Here is a 25845-nt window from a genome sequence, read left to right on the forward strand (position 1 = left end):
TTTTATCGTACGTAAAGCGCGCAATGATACGGCTTTTGCGTGGCAGGCGCTATCTTCGCGACCGCTGCGGCGAAAATAAAAGTGTGGGCTATGCTTATTAACAGTAACTCACTGTAAGGAATAGAAAAATGAAAGCTTTTGATCTCCAGCGGATGGCATTTGATAAGGTTCCTCCTGAGTTTTTGGGCGAGGTGGCGCTGCGCAGCCTTTTTACCTTTGTACTGGTTTTTCTCTTTCTCAAAATCGCCGGGCGCCGCGGCGTGCGGCAGATGTCGCTCTTCGAGGTGTTGATCATTCTGACGCTCGGCTCCGCGGCGGGTGATGTGGCTTTCTATGATGATGTGCCGATGATCCCGGTATTTGTCGTCTTTGTCTCCCTGGCGGTCTTTTACCGGCTGGTGATGTGGGCGATGTCAAAAAGCGAAAAGCTGGAGGATCTCTTTGAGGGAAAACCGGTTGTCATCGTAGAAGAGGGAAAGCTGGCGTGGGATAAAGTGCGCAGCGCGAATATGACCGAGTTCGAGTTTTTTATGGAACTGCGTCTGAGCGGCGTAGAGCAGCTTGGGCAGGTGCGTCTGGCGATTATGGAAACCAACGGCCAGCTCAGCGTCTACTTCTATGGTGATGAGGAGGTTAAGCCGGGGCTCTGTATTCTGCCGGATGTCTGCGTTGAGCGCTTTACACACGTGCCCGAGGCGGGAAATTACGCCTGCGCACGTTGTGGCGAAGTGGTGACCATGCAGCCGCACGATCACCAATTGTGTCCGCGCTGCGCAAATGCGGAATGGACAAAGGTTAGCCTGGCGAAACGCACACGCTGACAGCCATTCCGTCGGTTTTGCGCCGCTGCGCCGGAAGATTGTATTGTGTGACGGAGGCCGCGTTTTTTCAGCCATAAGTTTTAGACATTGCGGCGCGTGTCACTGAATGATAAAACCGATATCCACAGGTATTACTTATTGCTTTTAGCGTGGTGAGGGAAAATGGCTCAGGTCTTTAATTTCAGTTCAGGTCCGGCGATGCTGCCGGCGGATGTGCTTAAACAGGCTCAACAGGAGCTGTGCGACTGGCACGATCTTGGTACGTCAGTAATGGAAATCAGCCACCGGGGTAAAGCCTTTATCGAGGTGGCGGAAGAGGCGGAAAAAGATTTCCGCGACCTGCTGAACATTCCCTCCAACTATAAAGTGTTGTTCTGCCACGGCGGCGGGCGCGGACAGTTTTCTGCCCTGCCGCTGAATATTCTCGGCGACAAAACCACCGCCGACTACGTTGATGCCGGCTACTGGGCCGCCAGCGCGGTCAAAGAGGCAAAAAAATATTGCACTCCGCACGTCATCGACGCCAAAACGACCGTTGACGGGTTACGCGCCGTTAAGCCGATGAGTGAATGGCAGCTTACCGACGGTGCCGCCTATCTGCACTACTGCCCGAACGAAACCATTGACGGCATCGCCATTGACGAAACGCCGAACTTTGGCGACGAAGTGGTGGTAACGGCGGATTTCTCCTCCACCATCCTCTCCCGGCAGATCGACGTCAGCCGCTACGGCGTTATCTATGCCGGGGCGCAGAAAAATATTGGGCCGGCTGGCCTGACGCTGGTGATTGTGCGTGAAGATCTGCTGGGCAAAGCGAGCGTCGCCTGTCCGTCGATTCTGGATTACAGCGTACTGAACGAAAATGACTCCATGTTTAACACGCCGCCAACCTTTGCATGGTATCTCGCGGGCCTGGTCTTTAAGTGGCTGAAGCAGAAAGGGGGCGTGCCGCAGATGGAGCGCATCAACCAGCAGAAAGCCGAGCTCCTGTATGGCGTGATCGACAACAGCGGGTTCTATCGCAACGACGTGGCAAAAGCGAACCGCTCGCGTATGAATGTGCCGTTCCAACTGGCGGACAGCAGCCTGGATTCACTCTTCCTTGAAGAGTCGTTTGCCGCCGGTCTGCACGCCCTGAAAGGACACCGCGTGGTAGGCGGTATGCGCGCCTCTATCTATAACGCCATGCCGCTTGAAGGTGTACAAGCCCTGACCGACTTCATGCGCGACTTCGAACGTCGCCACGGTTAATTGCGCCACCATTCCCCCCGCAGCCAGTCTGCGGGGTTTTTATTATGTTGAGTCGAGAGTTAAGTTTCATGGAATCCCTGACGTTACAACCCATCGCGCGGGTAGATGGCACCATTAATCTGCCTGGTTCAAAGAGTGTCTCGAACCGCGCCTTGCTGCTGGCAGCCCTGGCACACGGCACCACCGTCCTTACCAACCTGCTGGACAGCGACGATGTGCGCCATATGCTCAATGCGCTGAAAGCGTTGGGAGTTCATTACGTATTGTCTGACGATCGTACCCGCTGCGAGGTGCAGGGGAACGGCGGGCCGCTGCGCGCCGCCGAAGCGCTGGAGCTCTTTTTAGGGAATGCGGGAACCGCCATGCGTCCGCTGGCGGCGGCGCTCTGCCTGGGTAACCATACCGTGGTGCTCACCGGCGAGCCGCGCATGAAGGAACGTCCGATTGGCCATCTGGTGGATGCCCTGCGTCAGGGCGGCGCGCAAATCGACTACCTGGAGCAGGAGGACTATCCGCCCGTACGTCTGCGCGGCGGCTTTACCGGCGGCGATGTGGCGGTGGACGGCAGCGTCTCCAGTCAGTTCCTCACCGCGCTGCTGATGACCGCGCCGCTGGCGCCGCAGGATTCAACGATCGCCATTAAAGGCGAACTGGTCTCTAAGCCATACATTGATATCACGCTAAATCTGATGAAAACCTTCGGCGTCGAGGTCGAAAACCAGGCTTATCAGCGCTTTATTATCCGCGGCAATCAGCAGTATGTCTCTCCCGGGCATTACCTTGTGGAAGGCGACGCCTCATCCGCCTCCTATTTCCTCGCCGCGGCGGCGATTAAAGGCGGTACGGTGAAGGTGACCGGTATTGGTCGCAACAGTATGCAGGGCGATATTCGTTTTGCCGACGTGCTGGAAAAGATGGGCGCGACCCTCACCTGGGGCGACGATTTTATCGCCTGCACCCGCGGCGAGCTCCACGCTATCGATATGGATATGAACCACATTCCTGACGCGGCGATGACCATCGCCACCGCCGCACTGTTCGCCAGCGGCACCACGACGCTGCGCAATATCTATAACTGGCGGGTCAAAGAGACCGACCGCCTGTTTGCCATGGCGACCGAGCTACGTAAAGTCGGCGCTGAGGTGGAAGAGGGGCACGATTATATTCGCATCACCCCGCCTGCCCAACTTCAGGCAGCGGAGATCGCGACCTACAACGATCACCGAATGGCGATGTGTTTCTCGCTGGTGGCGCTCTCCGATACGCCGGTGACCATTCTCGATCCGAAATGTACCGCCAAAACTTTCCCGGACTATTTTGATCAGCTGGCGCGCATCAGCACCCCCGCCTGACATCCTTTCTATGCCGCTTCATAAGAGGCGGCATTTTCTTACGCTTCTCAATCTCTGTTCTTCGCGGGATCTTCTACACTCTCACCTTAATTCCGTAATTTACAGACAAAGGTAACAGTTGCGCAGCGAGGCGCGTATAATGCGCCGCGTTCATGTTGACGGTATGCCTTAATGAAGGAGAACACGATGACGGCAGCTGCCCCGGTAATTACCATTGATGGGCCAAGTGGCGCAGGAAAGGGGACCCTGTGCAAAGCGATGGCGGAAGCCTTGCAGTGGCATCTTTTAGATTCGGGTGCAATCTATCGCGTACTGGCGCTGGCTGCGCTGCATCATCATGTGGATGTAGCCTCTGAAGAGGCGCTGGTGCCGCTGGCGGCGCACCTGGATGTCCGTTTTGTCTCAACCGACGGCAACCTTGAAGTGATCCTCGAAGGGGAAGATGTGAGTGGCGAAATCCGCACCCAGGAAGTGGCGAACGCCGCATCCCAGGTGGCCGCCTTCCCGCGCGTGCGCGAAGCGCTGCTGCGTCGTCAACGCGCGTTCCGCGACGCCCCCGGGCTAATTGCCGACGGGCGGGACATGGGCACGGTGGTTTTCCCTGATGCGCCGGTCAAGATTTTCCTTGATGCCTCCCCGGAGGAGCGCGCTCAGCGCCGCATGCTTCAGTTGCAGGAAAAGGGGTTTAGTGTTAACTTTGAACGCCTTTTATCCGAGATAAAAGAGCGCGACGACCGCGATCGCAACCGCGCCGTCGCACCGCTTGTTCCCGCACAAGATGCATTAGTTCTGGATTCTACCAGTTTAACTATTGAGCAAGTGATTGAAAAAGCGCTACAATATGCGCGCCAAAAACTGGCTCTCGCGTAAAGCGACCGATTTAGCAGTACCCCCGCTGTAATGGATTAACGGCGGGTATGTGAAACAACCCCATCCGGCATGGAGCCAGGTGGACGTTAATATTAACCTGAAGATTAAACATGACTGAATCTTTTGCTCAACTCTTTGAAGAGTCCTTAAAAGAAATCGAAACCCGTCCGGGTTCTATCGTTCGCGGTGTTGTTGTTGCTATCGATAAAGATGTAGTACTGGTTGACGCCGGTCTGAAATCTGAATCCGCCATCCCGGCAGAGCAGTTCAAAAACGCCCAGGGCGAGCTGGAAATCCAGGTCGGTGACGAAGTTGACGTTGCTCTGGATGCAGTGGAAGACGGCTTCGGCGAAACTCTGCTGTCCCGTGAGAAAGCTAAACGTCACGAAGCCTGGATCACGCTGGAAAAAGCTTACGAAGATGCTGAAACTGTTACCGGTGTTATCAACGGCAAAGTTAAGGGCGGCTTCACTGTTGAGCTGAACGGTATTCGTGCGTTCCTGCCGGGTTCCCTGGTAGACGTTCGTCCGGTGCGCGACACGCTGCACCTGGAAGGCAAAGAGCTTGAATTTAAAGTAATCAAGCTGGACCAGAAGCGTAACAACGTTGTTGTTTCTCGTCGTGCCGTTATCGAATCCGAGAACAGCGCAGAGCGCGATCAGCTGCTAGAAAACCTGCAGGAAGGCATGGAAGTTAAAGGTATCGTTAAGAACCTCACTGACTACGGTGCATTCGTTGATCTGGGTGGCGTTGATGGCCTGCTGCACATCACCGACATGGCGTGGAAACGCGTTAAGCATCCGAGCGAAATCGTCAACGTTGGCGACGAAATCACTGTTAAAGTGCTGAAGTTCGATCGCGAGCGTACCCGTGTCTCCCTCGGCCTGAAACAGCTGGGCGAAGATCCGTGGGTAGCTATCGCTAAGCGTTACCCGGAAGGTACCAAACTGACCGGTCGCGTGACCAACCTGACCGACTACGGCTGCTTCGTTGAAATCGAAGAAGGCGTTGAAGGCCTGGTACACGTTTCCGAAATGGACTGGACCAACAAAAACATCCACCCGTCCAAAGTTGTTAACGTTGGCGACGTAGTGGAAGTGATGGTTCTGGATATCGACGAAGAACGTCGTCGTATCTCCCTAGGTCTGAAGCAGTGCAAAAACAACCCGTGGCAGCAGTTCGCGGAAACCCACAACAAGGGTGACCGTGTTGAAGGTAAAATCAAGTCTATCACTGACTTCGGTATCTTCATCGGCCTGGACGGCGGCATCGACGGTCTGGTTCACCTGTCTGACATCTCCTGGAACGTTGCAGGCGAAGAAGCAGTTCGTGAATACAAGAAAGGCGACGAAATCGCTGCCGTTGTTCTGCAGGTTGACGCAGAGCGTGAGCGTATCTCCCTGGGCGTTAAACAGCTCGCGGAAGATCCGTTCAACAACTGGGTTGCACTGAACAAGAAAGGCGCCATCGTAACCGGTAAAGTAACTGCAGTTGACGCGAAAGGCGCAACCGTAGAACTGGCTGACGGTGTTGAAGGTTACCTGCGTGCTTCTGAAGCATCCCGTGACCGCGTTGAAGATGCGACCCTGGTTCTGAGCGTTGGCGACGAAGTGGAAGCGAAATTCACCGGCGTTGATCGTAAGAACCGCGCAATCAGCCTGTCTGTTCGTGCTAAAGACGAAGCTGACGAGAAAGATGCAATCGCAACTGTTAATAAGCAGGAAGATGCAAACTTCTCCAACAACGCAATGGCTGAAGCTTTCAAAGCAGCTAAAGGCGAATAAGTTACTCGCTGAGTGACTTGACAGATTACAGGATTCGTCCTGTAATCAATAACAAAGGGCGGCTATGGCCGCCCTTGTTTAAGCTGTTAAGCTCATTGGTTTGAAGGAACCGGAGGAATCATGACCAAGTCAGAATTGATCGAAAGACTTGCCAGCCAGCAATCGCACATTCCCGCTAAGGCAGTAGAGGACGCGGTGAAAGAGATGCTGGAACATATGGCCTCGACTCTTGCACAGGGCGAGCGCATTGAAATCCGCGGTTTCGGTAGTTTCTCTTTGCACTATCGTGCTCCACGTACCGGGCGTAACCCGAAGACTGGCGATAAAGTGGATCTGGAAGGTAAATACGTTCCGCACTTTAAACCGGGTAAAGAACTGCGCGATCGCGCCAATATTTACAGTAACTGAGTTGAGCCTGCGGGCATAACCCGGTTACCAGAAGAAAGCACCTGCGGGTGCTTTTTTCGTTTTTGTCCTGCAAAACTGGAAGCGGCGCTGCAGTTTTTCGCTGCCGCAACCGCAAGCTGTTAAAAAGGCTACAGTCCGCTTCGCAACCCCTCACTTTCCCGCCTGACGCACTCCCTCTTCCCATGCACACTGTGGCTGACAGGGAGGTGTCTATGACCATTACCGCATTAAGCACATGTCTGATTCTGGCGATGCTGCCGCTGTTGTGGCTACCGGCTCTGCCTGATATCACCACGGTGTGGGCGATGCTGGGTGCTGGCCTGCTGCTGGCGTGTTGTCGGCATCAGGCGGCCCGCTACGCAGGGTGGGGAGCGATCTTTCTGGCCTGGGGGATGCTGGCGGCCCTAGAGGCTGTCTGGCCGATGGAAAACCTGACAACCGGCCCGCAGCGGGCGGAGATCGTCCTGACCGCCACCGACGGCGCTACCACCCATCAGGGGCGCCTTGTCCGGCTGAACGGCGAGCGTTGGCCGGCGCAAACGGGCGTAGCGTTGTATGGCAACTATTTGCCGCAGCCTGGCTGCGCGGGACAACGGTGGGCGATGACGCTGCGCCTGCGGCCCGTGCACGGACAGCTTAACGAAGGCGGATTCGACTCACAGCGCTTTGCGCTCGCGCAGCATCAACCCTTGACCGGGCGCTTTACTCAGGCTGAGGTTATAGATGCCTCATGCAGCCTGCGGGCACGCTATCTGGCCTCGCTGAGCGCGACGCTGGCTCCCTTGCCATGGGCGGGCGTGATGCTGGGGCTTGGCATGGGAGAGCGGCTGGCGGTCTCCCGGGAGATAAAAGATCTCATGCGTAAAACGGGGACGCTGCACCTTATGGCCATCTCCGGGCTGCATATCGCCCTCGCGGCCTCGCTGGTCTGGCTGCTTGTTCGCGGTATACAGTTTTTGCTTCCCTGCCGCTTTATCGACTGGCGCGTGCCGCTGCTGGCAGGGCTTGGCTTTGCAATCTTTTACGCCTGGCTTACGGGAGCGCAGCCGCCTGCGCTACGAACCGTTGTCTCGCTTGGCGTACTGGCGTGGCTGCGCCTTAGTGGACGACTCTGGTCACCCTGGCAGGCATGGCTGAGCTGTATTGCTGCGATCCTGTTTCTTGATCCTTTAGCCGTGCTCTCGCATAGCCTCGCGCTGTCGGCTTTCGCCGTCGCCGCGCTCATCTTCTGGTATCAGTGGCTGCCGCTGCCCGCCTGGCGTTTACCTCCGCTACTCAAGCCTTTGCTCAATCTGCTGCATCTGCAACTGGGTATGCTGTTACTGCTGCTGCCCTTGCAGATAGCCATTTTTCACGGCGTCAGCCTCTCTTCGCTGGTTGCTAACCTGTTTGCTGTGCCGCTGGTCACCTTTATCATCGTCCCGTTAATTTTGAGCGGAATGGTGCTGCACCTGCTGCCTGCATTTACGCTGGAGTCAGCAATCTGGCGGCTGACGGACCGTACGCTGGGTACGTTGTTCTGGCTGTTAGAGCAGTTACCCGACGGCTGGCTTGATGGCGATAAGCGCTGGCTTTGCCTCTCTGTCCTCCCCTGGCTTGCCATTGCTGGCTGGCGTTTTCGCGCGTGGCGGGGGATGCCAGCCGTCAGTATCACGCTCTGCCTGTTGCTGGCATGGCCTTTCTGGCGTGAGACGCGATCGCCCGGCTGGAAGATCCATATGCTGGATATTGGTCAGGGGCTGGCGATGGTCATTGAGCGTCAGGGGAGGGCGATTCTCTACGATACCGGGTTAGCCTGGCCGGGCGGCGACAGCGCAAAGCAGATCATTATCCCCTGGCTGCGCTGGCATCACCTGGTACCGGAAGGGGTGATTATCAGCCACGAGCACGCGGATCATATCGGGGGGCTGCAGTCACTCAGGGAAGCCTGGCCCACCGTTTGGGTGCGCAGCCCGCTGCGCTGGGCCGGCCATCTTCCCTGTTTTCGCGGTCAACGCTGGGAGTGGCAGGGCTTAACCTTCACGGTACACTGGCCGCCGGAGGCGTACCGGGGGCAGGGGAATAACCGCTCCTGCGTGGTGAAAATTGATGACGGGAAACAGAGCGTGCTGCTGACCGGCGATATTGAAGCCGCCGCTGAAAAAGCGATGCTAAGCCGTCACTGGCAACATCTTGCCTCGACCTTTATTCAGGTGCCGCATCACGGCAGCAATACGTCGTCATCACTGGTGCTGCTGCAGCGGGCAGAAGGGCGGGTGGCGCTGGCCTCGGCGGCACGTTTTAACGCCTGGCGATTCCCGTCGGTGAAAGTGGTAAAACGCTACAAAAAGGCAGGATATGCGTGGCAAGACACCCCCCATAGCGGGCAAATTACCGTTACTGTTTTACCGCAGGGGTGGCAAATCTATCGCTTAAGGGAGCAAATTTTACCGCGTTGGTATCATCAGTGGTTTGGCGTGTCCGTCGATAACGGGTAGAATATGCGGCTATTTCAACAAATGCTGGTTTTTTGAATGCATAACGACAAAGATCTCTCCACGTGGCAGACCTTCCGCCGACTCTGGCCGGTGATCTCACCTTTTAAAGCAGGTCTGATCGTGGCGGGCGTAGCGTTAATCCTCAACGCAGCCAGCGATACCTTCATGTTATCGCTCCTCAAACCGTTACTGGATGACGGTTTTGGTAAAACGGATCGCTCAGTGTTGCTCTGGATGCCTCTGGTGGTTATCGGACTGATGATCTTACGCGGTATCACCAGTTATATCTCCAGCTACTGCATCTCGTGGGTATCGGGCAAAGTTGTGATGACCATGCGTCGTCGATTGTTCAGCCACATGATGGGCATGCCGGTCGCCTTTTTCGATAAGCAGTCCACCGGTACCTTGCTGTCGCGTATTACCTACGATTCTGAACAGGTCGCCTCCTCTTCTTCGAACGCGCTGATCACCGTCGTGCGTGAAGGGGCCTCCATCATCGGCCTGTTTATCATGATGTTCTATTACAGCTGGCAGCTTTCTCTCATTCTTATCGTGCTGGCGCCGGTGGTTTCTGTCGCCATTCGCGTGGTATCGAAGCGCTTTCGCAACATCAGTAAGAATATGCAGAATACGATGGGCCAGGTGACCACCAGCGCGGAGCAGATGCTGAAAGGCCACAAAGAGGTGCTGATATTTGGTGGTCAGGAGGTCGAAACCAAACGCTTTGACAAGGTCAGCAATAAAATGCGCCTGCAGGGTATGAAAATGGTCTCTGCCTCTTCCATTTCCGACCCGATTATTCAGCTGATCGCCTCTCTGGCGCTGGCGTTTGTGCTCTATGCGGCAAGCTTCCCGAGCGTGATGGACACGCTGACGGCGGGGACCATCACCGTCGTCTTCTCCTCCATGATCGCGCTGATGCGCCCGCTGAAATCCCTGACTAACGTCAACGCCCAGTTCCAGCGCGGTATGGCAGCCTGTCAGACGCTGTTTTCGATTCTGGACAGCGAGCAGGAGAAAGATGAAGGCAAGCGCGTTATCGAGCGTTCAAACGGCGACCTGGAGTTCCGGAACGTCACCTTTACCTACCCGGGACGTGAAACGCCGGCGCTGCGTAACATCAATCTGAAGATCCCGGCGGGCAAAACCGTTGCGCTGGTCGGCCGCTCCGGATCGGGTAAATCGACTATCGCCAGCCTGATCACCCGTTTCTACGATATCGACGAAGGCGAGATCCTGATGGACGGTCACGACCTGCGGGAATATACCCTGCGGTCGCTGCGTAACCAGGTCGCGCTGGTCTCGCAAAATGTCCACCTCTTTAACGATACGGTGGCCAATAACATCGCCTATGCGCGCACCGAAGAGTACAGCCGCGAACAGATCGAGAACGCGGCGCGTATGGCCTACGCCATGGACTTTATTAACAAAATGGATAACGGCCTCGACACGGTGATCGGCGAAAACGGCGTGCTGCTCTCTGGCGGCCAGCGTCAGCGTATCGCCATTGCCCGTGCGTTGCTGCGCGACAGCCCGATTCTGATCCTCGACGAAGCGACCTCGGCGCTGGATACCGAATCGGAACGTGCGATTCAGTCGGCGCTGGATGAGCTGCAAAAGAACCGTACGTCGCTGGTAATTGCCCACCGTCTCTCCACCATCGAACAGGCGGATGAGATTGTTGTGGTGGAAGATGGCGTCATCGTGGAGCGTGGCAGCCACGCCGAGCTGCTGGAGCATCGCGGCGTTTACGCTCAGCTTCATAAGATGCAGTTTGGCGAATGATTGCCCGCATCTGGTCCGGTGAATCGCCTCTCTGGCGCCTGCTGCTGCCGCTCTCCTGGCTCTATGGCCTGGTGAGCGGGCTGATCCGCCTGAGCTACCGGCTGGGGTTAAAACGCGTCTGGCGGGCGCCGGTGCCGGTGGTGGTGGTGGGTAACCTGACCGCTGGTGGCAACGGCAAAACGCCGGTGGTGATCTGGCTGGTGGAGCAGCTGTCAAAACGCGGGATCCGCGTCGGGGTGGTCTCACGCGGCTATGGCGGCACAGCGGCCCGTTACCCTCTGCTGCTGACGGAGCAGACCACCACGGCAGAAGCGGGGGATGAACCGGTGCTAATCTTCCAACGCACCGGCGCGCCCGTGGCGGTGTCACCGAAGCGCAGTGAGGCGGTGCAGGCTCTTCTGGCGCAACACCCGGTACAGATCATCGTTACTGATGATGGGTTGCAACACTACGCGCTCGCCCGCGATAAAGAGATTGTGGTAGTCGATGGCGTCCGTCGCTTCGGTAACGGCTGGTGGCTCCCCGCCGGCCCGATGCGTGAGCGGGCCTCGCGCCTGCGCAGCGTGGATACGGTTATCGTCAACGGCGGCGAGGCGAAAGGGAGTGAAATTCCCATGCGTTTGCGGCCCGGGCTGGCGGTTAATCTTTTAACCGGCGAGCGTCGTGCGGTTTCCGCTCTCGCGCCGCTGGTGGCGATGGCGGGTATCGGCCATCCCCGGCGCTTCTTTGCCACCCTGGAACAGTGCGGCGCCCGACCTGTAAAGCAGGTGGCGCTCGCCGATCATCAGGCGCTGAACCCGGCGCTGGTCGAATCCTTCGTCACCCCAGGCCAGCAGCTCATCATGACCGAAAAAGATGCGGTGAAATGCCGCGCGTTCGCCAGAGAAAACTGGTGGTATCTCCCCGTCGATGCCGAGCTTGACGGAGACCAGCCTGAACACCTGCTTAAGGAACTTCTCGCGCTGGTGCACTAAACTGACGCGGTTCTGGTAGCGCTGACTGACAGGAAAACGCATGTCTTTACCGCCTCTCTCCCTTACCACCGCACGCCATTTGCACCTTGCCGCGCAGGGGTTATTAACCACCCCGCGCCGCCGTGCGCAGCCTGCGGATATTCTCGCCACCATCAGGCGCATGTCGCTGCTGCAAATCGACACCATTAATATTGTCGCCCGCAGCCCCTATCTGGTGCTTTTTAGCCGTCTCGGCAACTATCCTACCCACTGGCTCGATGAGGCGCTGCGCTGCGGCGAACTGATGGAGTACTGGGCGCATGAAGCCTGCTTTCTGCCGCGCAGCGACTTTGCGCTGGTGCGCCATCGTATGCTGTCACCCGACGGCATGGGCTGGAAGTACCGCCGGGCGTGGATGCAGGAGCATGCCGCGGAGATAGAAGCGCTTATCGCGCATATCCAGGATAACGGACCGGTGCGTTCAGTCGATTTTGCCCCTCCGCAGAAAGGTAAAAGCGGCTGGTGGGAGTGGAAACCGCACAAGCGCCATCTGGAAGGGCTCTTCACCGCAGGTCAGGTGATGGTGGTGGAGCGGCGCAACTTCCAGCGGGTCTACGATTTAACCCACCGCGTCATGCCGGAGTGGGACGACGCGCGGGATCTGCTCGACCAGGCGACGGCCGAGGGGCTGATGCTGGCGAACAGCGCCCGCAGCCTCGGTATATTTCGCCCGCAGTGGCTGGCTGATTACTATCGTCTGCGCCAGCCCCCGCTTAAGCCGCTGCTGGAACGCTGGGAGGCGGAGCAACGCGTGGTACGCGTGGAAGTGGAGAGCCTCGGCGAAATGTGGCTGCACGCCGATCTGCTTTCCCTGGCGCAGGCGGGTAAACTGACCGCCACCCATAGCGCCGTTTTGTCACCTTTCGATCCCGTCGTCTGGGACCGCAGACGGGCGCAGGAATTATTCCAGTTCAGCTATCGGCTGGAGTGCTACACCCCTGCGGCGAAGCGTCAGTACGGCTATTTTGTCCTGCCGCTGCTGCACAGAGGGCGGCTTGTTGGCCGCATGGATGCCAAAATGCACCGTAAAAGCGGCGTGCTGGAGATTATCGCGCTCTATCTGGAAGAGGGGATCCGCATCAGCGCATCCCTGGAAAAGGGGCTATACGGTGCGATTACCCGCTTTGGCGCCTGGCAGGGGGCAACGCGGGTCACGCTTGCCCGTCTGCCGGACGGTTTGTTTAATGGCAGTCGAAGTGGCTGGGAAATAGACATAGCCTGAAAAAGGATTATGGTAAGCTTTAGCCACTACCCCTACGGAGGAACTATGGATCACCGTTTACTTGAAATCATTGCCTGCCCGGTATGCAACGGCAAACTCTATTACAGCCAGGATAAGCAGGAGCTTATCTGTAAAGCGGACAATCTGGCCTTCCCGCTGCGCGACGGGATCCCTGTCCTGCTGGAAAACGAAGCCCGCGCCCTGGCCGCCGAAGAGAGCAGACCATGAGTTTTGTCGTCATTATCCCGGCACGTTACGCCTCCACGCGTCTGCCGGGCAAGCCGCTTTCGGATATCAACGGCAAGCCGATGATTGTTCATGTGCTTGAGCGGGCGCGCGAGTCTGGCGCCGCTCGGGTGATTGTCGCGACCGATCACGACGAGGTGGCGCGCGCCGTTGAGGCGGCGGGCGGCGAAGTTTGCATGACCCGCGCCGATCATCAGTCGGGCACCGAGCGTCTGGCTGAGGTGGTGGAGAAGTGCGGTTTTAGCGATGATACGGTTATCGTGAACGTTCAGGGCGACGAGCCGATGATCCCGGCGGTGATTATCCGTCAGGTGGCCGAGAACCTGGCCCAGCGCCAGGTGGGTATGGCCACCCTCGCGGTGCCGATTCAGCATGCGGAAGAGGCCTTTAACCCGAATGCCGTGAAGGTTGTCATGGACGCGCAGGGCTATGCGCTCTATTTTTCACGCGCGACCATTCCCTGGGATCGGGATCGTTTTGCCGCCTCTAAAGAGACGATTGGCGATACTTTCCTGCGTCATCTGGGTATCTATGGCTATCGCGCGGGCTTTATCCGCCGCTATGTGGCTTGGGCGCCGAGTCCCCTGGAGCAAATCGAAATGCTGGAGCAGCTGCGCGTGCTCTGGTATGGCGAGAAAATCCACGTTGCCGTGGCGCACGAGGTGCCAGGAACGGGCGTCGATACGCCGGAAGACCTGGAACGCGTTCGCGCCGAGCTGCGTTAATTTCCTGCACCCTCCCGTCCGGGAGGGTGCATAAACTACTCCCTTTCCCGCTTTTTTCTCTCTTCATATTGATCGTTGCAGGGTGACAATCGCCCGTGAGGCGCCCATTATAAAAGCAGTAGTATTGATGGGGGTAATAACATATGGAACAGTTACGCGCCGAACTTAGCCATCTGCTGGGGGAAAAGCTGAGCAGAATGGAGTGCGTGAATGAAAATCCCGATACTGCGCTGTGGTCGTTGTATGACAGCCAGGGCAATCCGATGTCGCTGATGGCAAGAAGTTTTACCGCTCCTGGCATCGCCAGACAGCTGGCATGGAAGATATCCATGCTGGCGCGCAGCGGGACGGTACGTATGCCCACGGTATATGGCGTCATGACGCATGAAGAGCATCCGGGCCCGGACGTTCTGCTGCTTGAGCGGCTGCGCGGGGTGCCAGTAGAAGCGCCCGCCCGCACGCCAGAGCGGTGGGATCAGCTAAAAGAGCAGATTGTCGAAACGCTTCTCGCCTGGCACCGGCAGGACAGCCGGGGGCTGGTGGGGATGGTAGAGAGCACGCAGGAGAATCTCTGGCCGATCTGGTATCAGCAGCGCATCGAGGTGCTCTGGGGGACGCTTAATCAGTTCAACAATACCGGCCTGACGATGCAGGATAAGCGGGTGCTTTTCCGCACCCGCGAGTGTCTGCCTGCGCTGTTTGAAGGGTTTAACGATAACTGCGTCCTGGTGCACGGTAATCTTACGCTGCGCAGCATGCTCAAGGATCCGCGCAGTGACCAGCTGCTGGCGATGATCGAGCCCGGCATTATGCTCTGGGCGCCCCGGGAGTATGAGCTGTTCCGCCTGAGCGACGGCGGGCTGGCGGAAGGGCTGATGTGGCACTACCTCCGGCGCGCGCCGGTCTCAGAATCGTTCGTCTGGCGGCGCTGGCTCTATCAGCTGTGGAACGAGGTGGCGCAGCTCGTCAACACCGGACGATTTAACCGCGCCAGCTTCGATATGGCCGCGAAATCACTGCTGCCCTGGCTCTGAGCCGCCTTTCAGCCACTGCCAGAGACGGCCAAGTGTCTCATAACCGACGCGGTCGCTGTGCATCAGCCAGACCGGGGAGGGGATGATGCGCTCCCAGCTATTAAGCGGGGCGTTAATGGCAAGCTGATTGGCCGGGGCAGGGAGGGGATGCAGCCCGGCCCGCTGGAAGAAGATCATCGCCCGTGGCAGGTGAGATGCGGATGTCACCAGCAGGAAAGGGACATCCCCTATCGCCGCTTTCACTGCGGCAGCCTCTTCTTCAGTATCTTTAGGCGTGTCGAGAGTGAGGATATCGGCGCGCGGTACTCCCAGCGACTCGGCCCCCCGCGCCCCCGCCTCCGCCGTACTGACCGGATTACTCTGCGCCGCTGCGCCGGTGAAAATCAGCTTCGCCCCCGGGTTGGCGCGCCACAGTCGGATCCCTTCATTCAGACGCGGCAGGCTATTGCTAATCAGGTTTGAGCTGGGCGCCCATTGCGGGTCCCAGGTATAGCCGCCGCCAAGAACCACGATATAGCCGACTTTCTGCTCTCCCCGCCAGGTCGGGTAGCGATCCTCAATCGGGCGCAGCAGGCCATCTGCCACGGGCTGTAGGCTTAGCAGCAGCAGCGCCAGCCAGCCTGCGGTAATCAGCGTTTTGCCGCTTTTCTGAAAGCGAGTGAACCAGACCAGCAGCAGCCCGAGCGCAATCAGCAACAGCAGCAGCGGCAGGGGAAGCATCATGCCCCCAATATATTTTTTTAGGGTGAAAAGCATGCTCTTTGGTTCCTTTTTTAATCACATAGCGAACGAATGTCGTCGATATTACACCAGAGAGGTTCATTCTCCGCCCGGGTGTGACAAAATAGCGGTTTTGTGAGTAGCGTGTGAGGCCCTCCGGAATGCGGGATCGCAATTTCGATGATATCGCGGAAAAATTTTCGCGGAACATTTACGGCACGACAAAAGGACAACTGCGCCAGACGATCCTCTGGCAGGATCTTGATAAGGTTCTGGCCGCTTACGGCAGCCAATCCCTGCGCGTGCTGGATGCGGGGGGCGGAGAAGGTCAGACCGCGATAAAAATGGCGCAGCGCGGTCACCACGTTACGCTTTGCGATCTCTCAGGAGAGATGATCGCCCGGGCAGAACGCGCCGCGCAGGAGAAAGGTGTGAGCGGGAACATGCATTTTATACAATGCCCCGTTCAGGAGATTGCGCAGCATTTGGAAAGCCCGGTTGATCTGATATTGTTCCATGCGGTGCTGGAATGGGTGGCCGAGCCGCAGAGCGTTTTGCAGACGCTCTGGTCAGCGCTTCGCCCCGGCGGTACCTTGTCGCTGATGTTTTATAACGCCAACGGCTTGCTGATGCATAACATGGTGGCCGGCAACTTCGACTATGTCGCAGCCGGTATGCCGAAAAAGAAAAAGCGCACGCTTTCCCCGGATTATCCCCGCGATCCGCAGCAGGTTTACGGCTGGCTGGAAGCGATCGGCTGGGAGATCGTCGGGAAAACGGGCGTAAGGGTGTTTCATGATTATCTGCGTGAGAAACATCAACAGCGTGACTGTTTTGACGCCTTAACAGAATTAGAAACGCGGTACTGCCGCCAGGAGCCGTACATCAGCCTTGGCCGCTATATACATGTCACGGCTCGCAAACCGCAGATGAAGGATAACCTATGAGTGAATTTTCCCAGACAGTCCCGGAACTGGTTGCCTGGGCCAGGAAAAATGATTTCTCCATCTCGCTGCCGGTCGACAGGCTCTCTTTTTTGCTGGCGGTCGCGACGCTCAACGGCGAGCGTCTGGATGGCGAGATGAGCGAGGGCGAGCTGGTGGATGCCTTTCGCCACGTCAGTGATGCGTTTGAGCAAACCAGCGAAACCATTAGCGTGCGTGCGAACAACGCGATCAACGATATGGTGCGTCAACGTCTGCTGAACCGCTTTACCAGCGAGCAGGTGGAAGGCAACGCCATCTATCGTCTGACGCCGCTGGGTATTGGCATTACCGACTACTACATTCGCCAGCGTGAATTTTCCACGCTGCGCCTCTCCATGCAGCTCTCCATCGTGGCGGGGGAGCTGAAGCGCGCCGCCGATGCGGCGGACGAGGGCGGGGATGAGTTTCACTGGCATCGCAACGTCTATGCGCCGCTGAAATATTCAGTGGCGGAAATTTTCGACAGCATCGATCTGACCCAGCGTCTGATGGATGAGCAGCAGCAGCAGGTCAAAGATGATATTGCGCAGCTGCTGAATAAAGACTGGCGGGCGGCGATCTCCAGCTGCGAACTGCTGCTGTCGGAGACCTCCGGCACCCTGCGCGAGCTCCAGGATACGCTGGAGGCGGCGGGGGATAAGCTGCAGGCCAACCTGCTGCGCATTCAGGATGCGACCCTGGCCCACGACGATCTCCATTTTGTCGATCGTCTGGTCTTCGATCTGCAAAGCAAGCTTGACCGCATTATCAGCTGGGGCCAGCAGTCTATCGATCTCTGGATCGGCTATGACCGCCACGTGCATAAGTTTATCCGTACCGCCATCGATATGGATAAGAACCGCGTCTTCGCCCAGCGTCTGCGTCAGTCCGTTCAGAACTATTTCGACGAGCCGTGGGCGCTGACCTATGCGAACGCCGATCGTCTGCTGGATATGCGCGACGAAGAGATGGCGCTACGCGACGAAGAGGTTACCGGCGAACTGCCGCCGGATCTGGAATATGAAGAATTTAACGAAATACGCGAACAGCTTGCGGCCATGATCGAAGAACAGCTGGCGGTTTATAAAACCAGACAGGTGCCGCTGGATCTGGGCGTCGTGGTGCGCGACTATCTGGCGCAGTATCCGCGCGCGCGCCATTTCGATATTGCCCGCATCGTTGTCGACCAGGCGGTACGTCTGGGCGTCGCACAAGCAGATTTCACCGGACTGCCGCCGAAGTGGCAGCCGATTAATGATTACGGAGCCAAGGTACAGGCGCATGTCATTGACAAATATTGAACACGTGATGCCGGTTAAGCTGGCCCAGGCGCTGGCGAATCCGTTATTTCCGGCGCTGGACAGCCAGCTGCGCGCCGGCCGCCACATTGGACTCGACGAGCTGGATAATCACGCTTTTTTAATGGATTTCCAGGAGTACCTGGAAGAGTTTTACGCCCGCTACAACGTGGAGCTGGTGCGCGCGCCGGAGGGGTTTTTCTACCTGCGCCCGCGCTCCACTACTCTCATCCCACGCTCCGTGCTCTCCGAGCTGGATATGATGGTCGGCAAGATCCTCTGCTATCTCTACCTCAGCCCGGAACGGCTGGCGAATGAAGGGATTTTTACCCAGCAGGAGCTCTATGACGAGCTGCTGAACCTGGCGGATGAGGCCAAACTGCTGAAGCTGGTGAACAACCGCTCCACCGGTTCCGATCTCGACAGGCAGAAGCTGCAGGAGAAGGTACGCGCCTCCCTGAACCGTTTGCGCCGCCTGGGGATGGTCTGGTTTATGGGCCACGACAGCAGCAAGTTCCGCATCACCGAATCGGTATTCCGCTTTGGCGCTGACGTGCGTACGGGGGACGATCCGCGCGAGGCGCAGCTGCGGATGATCCGCGACGGCGAAGCGATGCCGGTAGAGAACCATCTGCAGCTCAGTGATGAGCATGACAATCAGCCGGATAGCGAGGAGGAAGAGTAATGATTGAACGCGGTAAATTTCGCTCACTGACGCTGATTAACTGGAACGGCTTCTTCGCCCGCACCTTCGATCTCGATGAGCTGGTCACCACTCTCTCCGGCGGTAACGGCGCGGGTAAATCGACCACCATGGCGGCGTTCGTCACGGCGCTGATCCCTGACCTGACGCTTCTGCATTTCCGTAACACCACCGAAGCGGGGGCGACAAGCGGCTCGCGCGATAAAGGACTGCACGGCAAGCTGAAGGCGGGGGTCTGCTACTCCGTTCTCGATGTCATCAACTCGCGCCATCAGCGCGTGGTGGTTGGCGTACGTCTGCAACAGGTGGCAGGGCGCGATCGCAAGGTGGATATCAAACCGTTCGCCATTCAGGGGCTGCCCACCGCAATGCAGCCTACCGCGCTGTTAACCGAAACCCTTAACGATCGCCAGGCGCGTGTCCTTTCGCTACAGGAGCTGAAGGAGAAACTCGACGCCATCGAAGGGGTGCAGTTCAAGCAGTTCAACTCCATTACCGAATATCACTCTCTGATGTTCGATCTGGGCATTGTCGCCCGCCGTCTGCGCTCCGCCTCCGATCGCAGCAAATACTACCGCCTGATTGAAGCCTCGCTGTATGGCGGTATCTCCAGTGCCATTACCCGCTCGCTGCGCGATTATCTTCTGCCGGAAAACAGCGGCGTGCGCAAGGCGTTCCAGGATATGGAGGCGGCGCTGCGTGAAAACCGCATGACGCTGGAGGCGATTCGCGTTACCCAGTCCGACCGCGATCTCTTTAAACATCTGATCAGCGAAGCGACCAATTACGTGGCGGCGGACTATATGCGCCACGCCAACGAGCGCCGTATCCATCTGGATCAGGCGCTGACCTGGCGCCGCGAGCTCTTTACCTCCCGCCAGCAGCTGGCGGCGGAGCAGTATAAGCATGTCGATATGGCGCGCGAGCTGGCCGAGCACAGCGGGGCGGAAGGGGATCTGGAGGCGGATTATCAGGCCGCCAGCGATCACCTCAACCTGGTGCAGACCGCGCTGCGCCAGCAGGAGAAGATCGAGCGCTACGAAGCGGATCTTGATGAGCTGCAAATTCGTCTCGAAGAGCAGAACGAAGTGGTGGCGGAAGCCGCCGACCGCCAGGAAGAGAACGAAGCCCGCGCCGAGGCCGCAGAGCTGGAGGTGGATGAGCTGAAAAGCCAGCTTGCCGACTATCAGCAGGCGCTCGACGTGCAGCAGACCCGCGCCATTCAGTACACCCAGGCGCTGCAGGCGCTGGAGCGCGCCAAAGCGCTCTGCCATCTGCCGGATCTGACGCCTGAGAGTGCTGACGAGTGGCTGGAGACCTTCCAGGCGAAGGAGCAGGAAGCGACCGAGAAGCTCTTTGCGCTCGACCAGAAAATGAGCGTGGCGCAGACCGCCCACAGCCAGTTCGAGCAGGCGTATCAGCTGGTGGCGGCCATCAACGGCCCGCTGGCGCGTAGCGAAGCCTGGAGCGTGGCGCGCGAACTGCTGCGCGACGGCGTGAACCAGCGCCACCTGGCGGAGCAGGTGCAGCCGCTGCGCATGCGTCTCAACGAGCTGGAGCAGCGCCTGCGCGAGCAGCAGGAGGCTGAGCGTCTGCTGGCCGACTTCTGCAAGCGTCAGGGCAAACGCTACGACGCTGACGAGCTGGAAGCGCTGCATCAGGAGCTGGAAGCGCGCATCGCGTCGCTCTCAGACTCCGTCTCGAACGCCCATGAACAGCGTATGGCGCTGCGTCAGGAGCTGGAGCAGCTTCAGTCCCGCACCCAGACGCTGATGAAGCAAGCCCCCATCTGGCTTGCCGCGCAAAACAGCCTCAGCCAGCTAAGCGAGCAGTGCGGCGAAACGTTTGAATCCAGCCAGGATGTGACCGAATACCTGCAGCAGCTGCTGGAGCGCGAGCGCGAAGCGATCGTCGAGCGTGACGAAGTGGGCGCGCGCAAGCGTGCCGTCGACGAGGAGATCGAACGCTTAAGCCAGCCGGGCGGGGCGGAAGATGCGCGCCTGAACGCGCTGGCCGAACGGTTTGGCGGCGTACTGCTCTCCGAAATTTATGATGACGTTAGCCTGGAAGATGCGCCGTACTTCTCGGCGCTCTATGGCCCGTCGCGCCACGCGATTGTGGTGCCCGATCTCTCGCTTATCGCCGAACAGCTTGAAGGGCTGGAAGATTGCCCGGAAGATCTCTACCTGATCGAAGGGGATCCGCAATCCTTTGACGACAGCGTCTTTAGCGTTGACGAGCTGGAAAAGGCGGTAGTCGTCAAGATTGCCGACCGCCAGTGGCGCTATTCGCGCTTCCCGACGCTGCCGATCTTTGGCCGCGCGGCGCGGGAAAACCGCATCGAAAGCCTGCACGCCGAGCGGGAAACGCTGGCGGAACGTTTTGCCACGCTGTCGTTTGACGTACAGAAAACCCAGCGCCTGCATCAGGCCTTCAGCCGCTTTATCGGCAGCCACCTCTCCGTCGCCTTTGAGGCGGACCCGGAAGCGGAAATCCGCAAGCTCAACACGCGCCGCGGCGAGCTGGAGCGCGCCATTGCGAATCATGAAAATGATAACCAGCAGAGCCGCGTGCAGTTTGAGCAGGCAAAAGAAGGGGTCAGCGCCCTTAACCGTATCCTGCCGCGCCTGAACCTGCTCGCCGACGAGACCCTGGCCGATCGCGTGGATGAGATCCAGGAGCGTCTGGACGAAGCGCAGGAGGCTGCGCGCTTTATCCAGCAGTACGGCAATCAGCTGGCGAAGCTGGAGCCGATGGTGTCGGTGCTGCAGAGCGATCCGGAGCAGTTTGAGCAGTTGAAAGAAGATTATGCGTATTCGCAGCAGATGCAGCGCGACGCCCGTCAGCAGGCGTTTGCCCTGACCGAAGTGGTGCAGCGTCGCGCCCACTTCAGCTACAGCGACTCGGCGGAGATGCTGAGCGGCAACAGCGATCTGAACGAAAAACTGCGTCACCGTCTGGAGCAGGCGGAGGCGGAACGTACCCGCGCCCGCGAAGCGATGCGTAGCCACGCGGCCCAGCTCAGCCAGTACAACCAGGTACTGGCGTCGCTGAAAAGCTCCTTCGATACCAAAAAAGAGCTGTTAAGCGATCTGCATAAAGAGCTGCAGGATATCGGCGTCCGCGCCGACAGCGGGGCGGAGGAGCGCGCGCGCCATCGTCGCGACGAGCTGCATTCGCAACTCAGCAACAACCGCGCCCGCCGCAATCAGCTGGAGAAAGCGCTCACCTTCTGCGAAGCGGAGATGGATAACCTGACCCGTCGCCTGCGCAAGCTGGAGCGCGATTATCACGAGATGCGTGAGCAGGTAGTGACCGCGAAGGCGGGGTGGTGCGCGGTAATGCGCATGGTGAAAGACAATGGCGTGGAGCGCCGTCTGCACCGTCGCGAGCTGGCCTATCTCTCGGCTGACGAGCTGCGTTCCATGTCGGATAAGGCGCTGGGGGCGCTGCGTCTGGCGGTAGCGGATAATGAACACCTGCGCGACGTGCTGCGTCTGTCGGAAGATCCGAAGCGTCCTGAGCGCAAGATCCAGTTCTTTGTCGCGGTTTACCAGCATCTTCGCGAGCGTATCCGCCAGGATATTATCCGTACCGACGATCCGGTGGAAGCGATTGAACAGATGGAGATTGAGCTGAGCCGCCTGACGGAAGAGCTCACCTCCCGCGAGCAGAAGCTGGCCATCAGCTCCCGCAGCGTGGCGAATATCATTCGTAAAACCATTCAGCGCGAGCAGAACCGTATTCGCCAGCTCAACCAGGGGCTGCAGAGCGTCTCGTTCGGCCAGGTGAACAGCGTGCGTCTGAACGTCAACGTGCGGGAAGCGCACGCCACGCTGCTGGATGTGCTCTCCGAGCAGCATGAACAGCATCAGGATCTCTTTAACAGCAATCGCCTGACCTTCTCCGAAGCGCTGGCGAAGCTCTATCAGCGTCTGAATCCGCACATTGACATGGGCCAGCGCACGCCGCAGACCATCGGCGAAGAGCTGCTGGACTACCGCAACTATCTGGAGATGGAAGTGGAAGTTAACCGCGGATCGGACGGCTGGCTGCGCGCCGAATCGGGCGCCCTCTCCACCGGGGAGGCGATCGGTACCGGGATGTCGATTCTGGTGATGGTGGTGCAGAGCTGGGAAGATGAGTCCCGCCGCCTGCGTGGAAAAGATATCTCGCCGTGCCGTTTGCTCTTCCTCGACGAAGCGGCGCGTCTTGACGCCCGTTCTATCGCCACGCTGTTTGAGCTGTGCGAGCGTCTGGATATGCAGCTGATTATCGCCGCGCCTGAGAATATCAGCCCGGAGAAAGGGACCACCTATAAGCTGGTACGTAAGGTGTTCCAGAACACCGAACATGTGCATGTGGTCGGCCTGCGTGGATTTGCGCCGCAGCCGCCGGAAATGGTGGAAGGAACGGCCGACGCCTCCTGAGGCAGGCTTAACGAAAAGAGCGGCTCAACGGAGCCGCTTTTTTATTTGCTTAACTTGTCTGACGGGGTGCGTTATCTTTAAACTTCTTTACATAAGGTAAGGCAGCAGGCGTCACGCCTTTCTATAATGAAGAAAAGCCCGCCGCTGTGGGCAAAACGTACACAACAGGGGGCAAGGGATGTTGCTAAAGAAACGATGTAGTTGTCAGCTGTCGGCGCTGAGTTTGTGCCTGGCAGCGACATTTGCTCCACTGTGTAACGCATGGGCTGATGAACCGGCGGTCGTGCCGGTGGACGGTTCCGCCACGCTGGGCGCACAGCCCACCTCGCTCTCCCAGCCGCTGGAGCAGTCGCCCGCGACGGCTATTATGGCGGGGATCAAACCATTACCGGCTGATTTCAATACCGATACGCTGCGCCAGACGCTGATGGACGGGCTGCCCGCCGGGTACACGCCTGCCTATATCAATCAGCTGACGCTGCTCTACGCCGCGCGGGATATGACCCCTATGTGGGACAATCGTGACGCGGTACGCGCCTTTCAGCAGCAGCTGGCGGAGGTGGCAATTGCCGGTTTTCAGCCGCAGTTCACCACCTGGGTTGAGCTTCTCACCAACCCTGCGGTCACCGGCATGGCGCGTGACGTCGTGCTCTCCGACGCCATGATGGGCTATCTGCAGTTTGTGGCCGGTATTCCGTTGGATGGCAACCGCTGGCTCTACAGCAGCAAACCCTACAAGCTGGCGACGCCAGCGTTGTCGGTCATTAACCAGTGGCAGCTGGCGCTGGACAGCGGCGAGCTGCCCCGTTTTATCGCAAGCCTCGCCCCGTCTCACCCGCAATATGAGACGATGCACCGGTCGCTGTTTGCGCTGGTGGCAGACACTCGCCCCTGGCCACAGATCCGCGGCACGCAGTCGCTGCGACCGGGCCAGTGGAGTAGCGATGTGCCCGCGATACGCGAGATCCTTCGGCGTTCCGGTTATCTTGACGGCGGGCCGAAAATCGCCCTGCCGGGGGACGAAGGGCAGGATGCGGTGGTCAGCCCGTCGGCGCCGGTAAAAGTGCCGGTGAAAGCGGTCTCCAGTAAACCGGCCGCCTACGATCGCGAGCTGGTGGCGGCGGTGAAAGCGTTTCAGACCATGCAGGGGCTGGGGGCTGATGGCGTCATTGGCCAAACCACGCGCGACTGGCTTAACGTGACTCCCGCTCAGCGGGCCGGGGTGCTGGCGCTCAATATACAGCGTCTGCGCCTGCTACCTGGAACGGTCTCCACCGGGATTATGGTGAATATTCCCGCCTACTCGCTGGTCTATTACCAGAACGGCAGTGAAGTTCTCGCCTCCCGGGTGATTGTAGGCCGACCGGATCGCAAAACGCCGATGATGAGCAGCGCCCTGAACAACGTGGTCGTAAACCCGCCCTGGAACGTGCCGCCCACCCTGGCGCGCAAGGATATCCTGCCGAAGGTGGCAAACGATCCGGGTTACCTGGAGCGACACGGCTATACGGTCATGCGCGGCTGGAACAGCAGCCAGACCATCGATCCTTATCAGGTCGACTGGTCGACGATTACCGCCTCCAATCTGCCTTTCCGCTTCCAGCAGGCGCCGGGCGCGCGTAACTCGTTAGGACGTTACAAGTTTAATATGCCGAGCTCGGATGCGATCTACCTGCACGATACGCCTAACCACAACCTGTTTCAGAAAAACACGCGGGCGCTCAGCTCGGGCTGCGTGCGGGTGAATAAAGCGTCTGAACTGGCCAATATGCTGCTGCAGGATGCGGGCTGGAACGACTCGCGAATATCGGACGCGCTGAAACAGGGAAATACGCGCTACGTCACTATCCGGCAAAATATTCCGGTCAATCTTTACTACCTGACCGCCTTTGTCGGGGCGGATGGACGCACCCAGTATCGAACAGATATTTACAATTACGATCTCACCGCGCGATCCGGCGCACAAATCCTGCCAAAAGCGGAACAATTAATCAGGTAAATGAAGCATTTCGGGTAAACACATTGTCGTAAGTTATGGCTAAAAGGGGGCCGGCGTTCTGCCAGCCCCTCTTTTTCCTGGGATGGGGTACCTTGACGTCTAAGGTTTAGGCAGTTATGGTGCCCCTCGTGCGCTAAGCATACTCACGACCACTTTGACCTGTAGACCTGATTATCATGGACAAATTTGACGCTAATCGCCGCAAACTGCTGGCGTTAGGTGGCGTTGCGCTCGGCGCCGCGGCCATCCTGCCGACGCCAGCATTTGCCACCCTCTCTACACCTCGTCCGCGCGTTTTAACGCTTAACAATTTACATACCGGTGAAACGCTCAGGGCAGAGTTTTTTGATGGCAGAGGCTATATTCAGGATGAATTAGCAAGACTTAACCATTTTTTCCGTGATTTCCGCGCGAATAAAGTGAAAGCGATCGATCCGGGATTATTCGACCAGCTTTATCGACTCCAGGGACTGCTTGGCAGCAACAGGCCGGTGCAGCTTATTTCTGGTTACCGTTCTCTGGATACCAACAATGAACTGCGCGCCCACAGCCGCGGGGTAGCGAAACACAGCTACCACACGAAAGGGCAGGCGATGGATTTTCATATTGAAGGCGTTTCATTAGCCAATATTCGCAAAGCTGCGTTATCTATGCGCGCGGGTGGTGTAGGATATTACCCTCGTAGCAACTTTGTGCATATTGATACCGGGCCGGTACGGCACTGGTAATAATGAAAGGAGCA

20 protein-coding genes are annotated in these 25845 nt (G+C 58.2%); 19 read left to right on the top strand and 1 reads right to left on the bottom strand.

The annotated features are described in order from the left end of the window. The first annotated feature begins 128 nt into the window (after positions 1 to 128). The 13 genes from BN3796_RS12170 to BN3796_RS12230 all read left to right on the top strand — a co-directional run bounded on the left by BN3796_RS12170 (position 129) and on the right by BN3796_RS12230 (position 14988). A complete protein-coding gene (locus BN3796_RS12170; RefSeq protein ID WP_061708586.1) occupies positions 129 to 821 on the top strand; it encodes a DUF421 domain-containing protein in 693 nt (230 codons plus the stop codon). A 162-nt stretch (positions 822 to 983) separates the two neighbouring features. After that, entirely contained in the window at positions 984 to 2072 is a 1089-nt protein-coding gene (serC, locus tag BN3796_RS12175; protein ID WP_061708587.1) for a 3-phosphoserine/phosphohydroxythreonine transaminase, read from the top strand. Between the two features lie 68 nt (positions 2073 to 2140). Further along, the gene (gene aroA / locus BN3796_RS12180; protein WP_061708588.1) at positions 2141 to 3424 is read left to right on the top strand and encodes a 3-phosphoshikimate 1-carboxyvinyltransferase; all 1284 of its coding nucleotides are present in this window, start codon (positions 2141 to 2143) and stop codon (positions 3422 to 3424) included. 186 nt (positions 3425 to 3610) lie between these two features. Further along, positions 3611 to 4294 carry a (d)CMP kinase gene (gene cmk, locus BN3796_RS12185; protein ID WP_061708589.1) on the top strand — a complete coding sequence of 228 codons (684 nt, stop codon included), beginning with the start codon at positions 3611 to 3613 and terminating at the stop codon, positions 4292 to 4294. A gap of 110 nt (positions 4295 to 4404) precedes the next feature. Further along, positions 4405 to 6078, top strand: a complete 1674-nt coding sequence (gene rpsA / locus BN3796_RS12190; RefSeq protein ID WP_061708590.1) for a 30S ribosomal protein S1 — start codon at positions 4405 to 4407, stop codon at positions 6076 to 6078. A gap of 120 nt (positions 6079 to 6198) precedes the next feature. Next, a complete protein-coding gene (gene ihfB, locus BN3796_RS12195; RefSeq protein WP_061708591.1) occupies positions 6199 to 6486 on the top strand; it encodes an integration host factor subunit beta in 288 nt (95 codons plus the stop codon). Between the two features lie 212 nt (positions 6487 to 6698). Continuing rightward, positions 6699 to 8963 carry a ComEC family protein gene (locus BN3796_RS12200; protein ID WP_061708592.1) on the top strand — a complete coding sequence of 755 codons (2265 nt, stop codon included), beginning with the start codon at positions 6699 to 6701 and terminating at the stop codon, positions 8961 to 8963. 36 nt (positions 8964 to 8999) lie between these two features. After that, positions 9000 to 10748, top strand: a complete 1749-nt coding sequence (gene msbA / locus BN3796_RS12205; protein WP_061708593.1) for a lipid A ABC transporter ATP-binding protein/permease MsbA — start codon at positions 9000 to 9002, stop codon at positions 10746 to 10748. Continuing rightward, entirely contained in the window at positions 10745 to 11722 is a 978-nt protein-coding gene (lpxK, locus tag BN3796_RS12210) for a tetraacyldisaccharide 4'-kinase (RefSeq protein ID WP_061708594.1), read from the top strand. The genes msbA and lpxK overlap by 4 nt, the downstream gene beginning before the upstream one ends. Before the next feature lie 40 nt (positions 11723 to 11762). After that, positions 11763 to 12983, top strand: coding sequence for a winged helix-turn-helix domain-containing protein (locus tag BN3796_RS12215; RefSeq protein WP_061708595.1), 1221 nt, complete (start codon positions 11763 to 11765; stop codon positions 12981 to 12983). A gap of 45 nt (positions 12984 to 13028) precedes the next feature. Next, a complete protein-coding gene (gene ycaR / locus BN3796_RS12220; RefSeq protein ID WP_061708596.1) occupies positions 13029 to 13211 on the top strand; it encodes a protein YcaR in 183 nt (60 codons plus the stop codon). Continuing rightward, positions 13208 to 13954, top strand: a complete 747-nt coding sequence (gene kdsB, locus BN3796_RS12225) for a 3-deoxy-manno-octulosonate cytidylyltransferase (protein ID WP_061708597.1) — start codon at positions 13208 to 13210, stop codon at positions 13952 to 13954. The genes ycaR and kdsB overlap by 4 nt, the downstream gene beginning before the upstream one ends. A gap of 143 nt (positions 13955 to 14097) precedes the next feature. Continuing rightward, positions 14098 to 14988 carry a YcbJ family phosphotransferase gene (locus BN3796_RS12230; RefSeq protein WP_061708598.1) on the top strand — a complete coding sequence of 297 codons (891 nt, stop codon included), beginning with the start codon at positions 14098 to 14100 and terminating at the stop codon, positions 14986 to 14988. Here the strand turns inward: BN3796_RS12230 and elyC are convergent. Then, on the bottom strand, positions 14968 to 15744 hold the full coding sequence (elyC, locus tag BN3796_RS12235; protein WP_061708599.1) for an envelope biogenesis factor ElyC: 777 nt from the start codon (positions 15742 to 15744) through the stop codon (positions 14968 to 14970). The genes BN3796_RS12230 and elyC overlap by 21 nt on opposite strands. Before the next feature lie 125 nt (positions 15745 to 15869). On the opposite strand from elyC, the gene cmoM reads away from it, so the two are divergent. The 6 genes from cmoM to BN3796_RS12265 all read left to right on the top strand — a co-directional run bounded on the left by cmoM (position 15870) and on the right by BN3796_RS12265 (position 25831). Continuing rightward, the gene (gene cmoM, locus BN3796_RS12240; RefSeq protein ID WP_061708600.1) at positions 15870 to 16655 is read left to right on the top strand and encodes a tRNA uridine 5-oxyacetic acid(34) methyltransferase CmoM; all 786 of its coding nucleotides are present in this window, start codon (positions 15870 to 15872) and stop codon (positions 16653 to 16655) included. Continuing rightward, the gene (gene mukF, locus BN3796_RS12245) at positions 16652 to 17974 is read left to right on the top strand and encodes a chromosome partition protein MukF (RefSeq protein WP_061708601.1); all 1323 of its coding nucleotides are present in this window, start codon (positions 16652 to 16654) and stop codon (positions 17972 to 17974) included. The genes cmoM and mukF overlap by 4 nt, the downstream gene beginning before the upstream one ends. Then, complete coding sequence (gene mukE / locus BN3796_RS12250) at positions 17955 to 18656, top strand: chromosome partition protein MukE (RefSeq protein ID WP_061708602.1); 702 nt, start codon at positions 17955 to 17957, stop codon at positions 18654 to 18656. The genes mukF and mukE overlap by 20 nt, the downstream gene beginning before the upstream one ends. Further along, positions 18656 to 23104 (top strand): chromosome partition protein MukB, encoded by a 4449-nt coding sequence (mukB, locus tag BN3796_RS12255; protein ID WP_061708603.1) that lies wholly within the window; start codon positions 18656 to 18658, stop codon positions 23102 to 23104. Before mukE ends, mukB begins: the two co-directional genes overlap by 1 nt. Before the next feature lie 178 nt (positions 23105 to 23282). After that, the gene (gene ldtD / locus BN3796_RS12260; RefSeq protein ID WP_061708604.1) at positions 23283 to 25103 is read left to right on the top strand and encodes a L,D-transpeptidase; all 1821 of its coding nucleotides are present in this window, start codon (positions 23283 to 23285) and stop codon (positions 25101 to 25103) included. A gap of 176 nt (positions 25104 to 25279) precedes the next feature. Beyond that, a complete protein-coding gene (locus tag BN3796_RS12265; protein ID WP_061708605.1) occupies positions 25280 to 25831 on the top strand; it encodes a YcbK family protein in 552 nt (183 codons plus the stop codon). Positions 25832 to 25845: the final 14 nt, after the last annotated feature.

The organism is Pseudenterobacter timonensis, assembly GCF_900021175.1.
Lineage (GTDB): Bacteria > Pseudomonadota > Gammaproteobacteria > Enterobacterales > Enterobacteriaceae > Enterobacter > Enterobacter timonensis.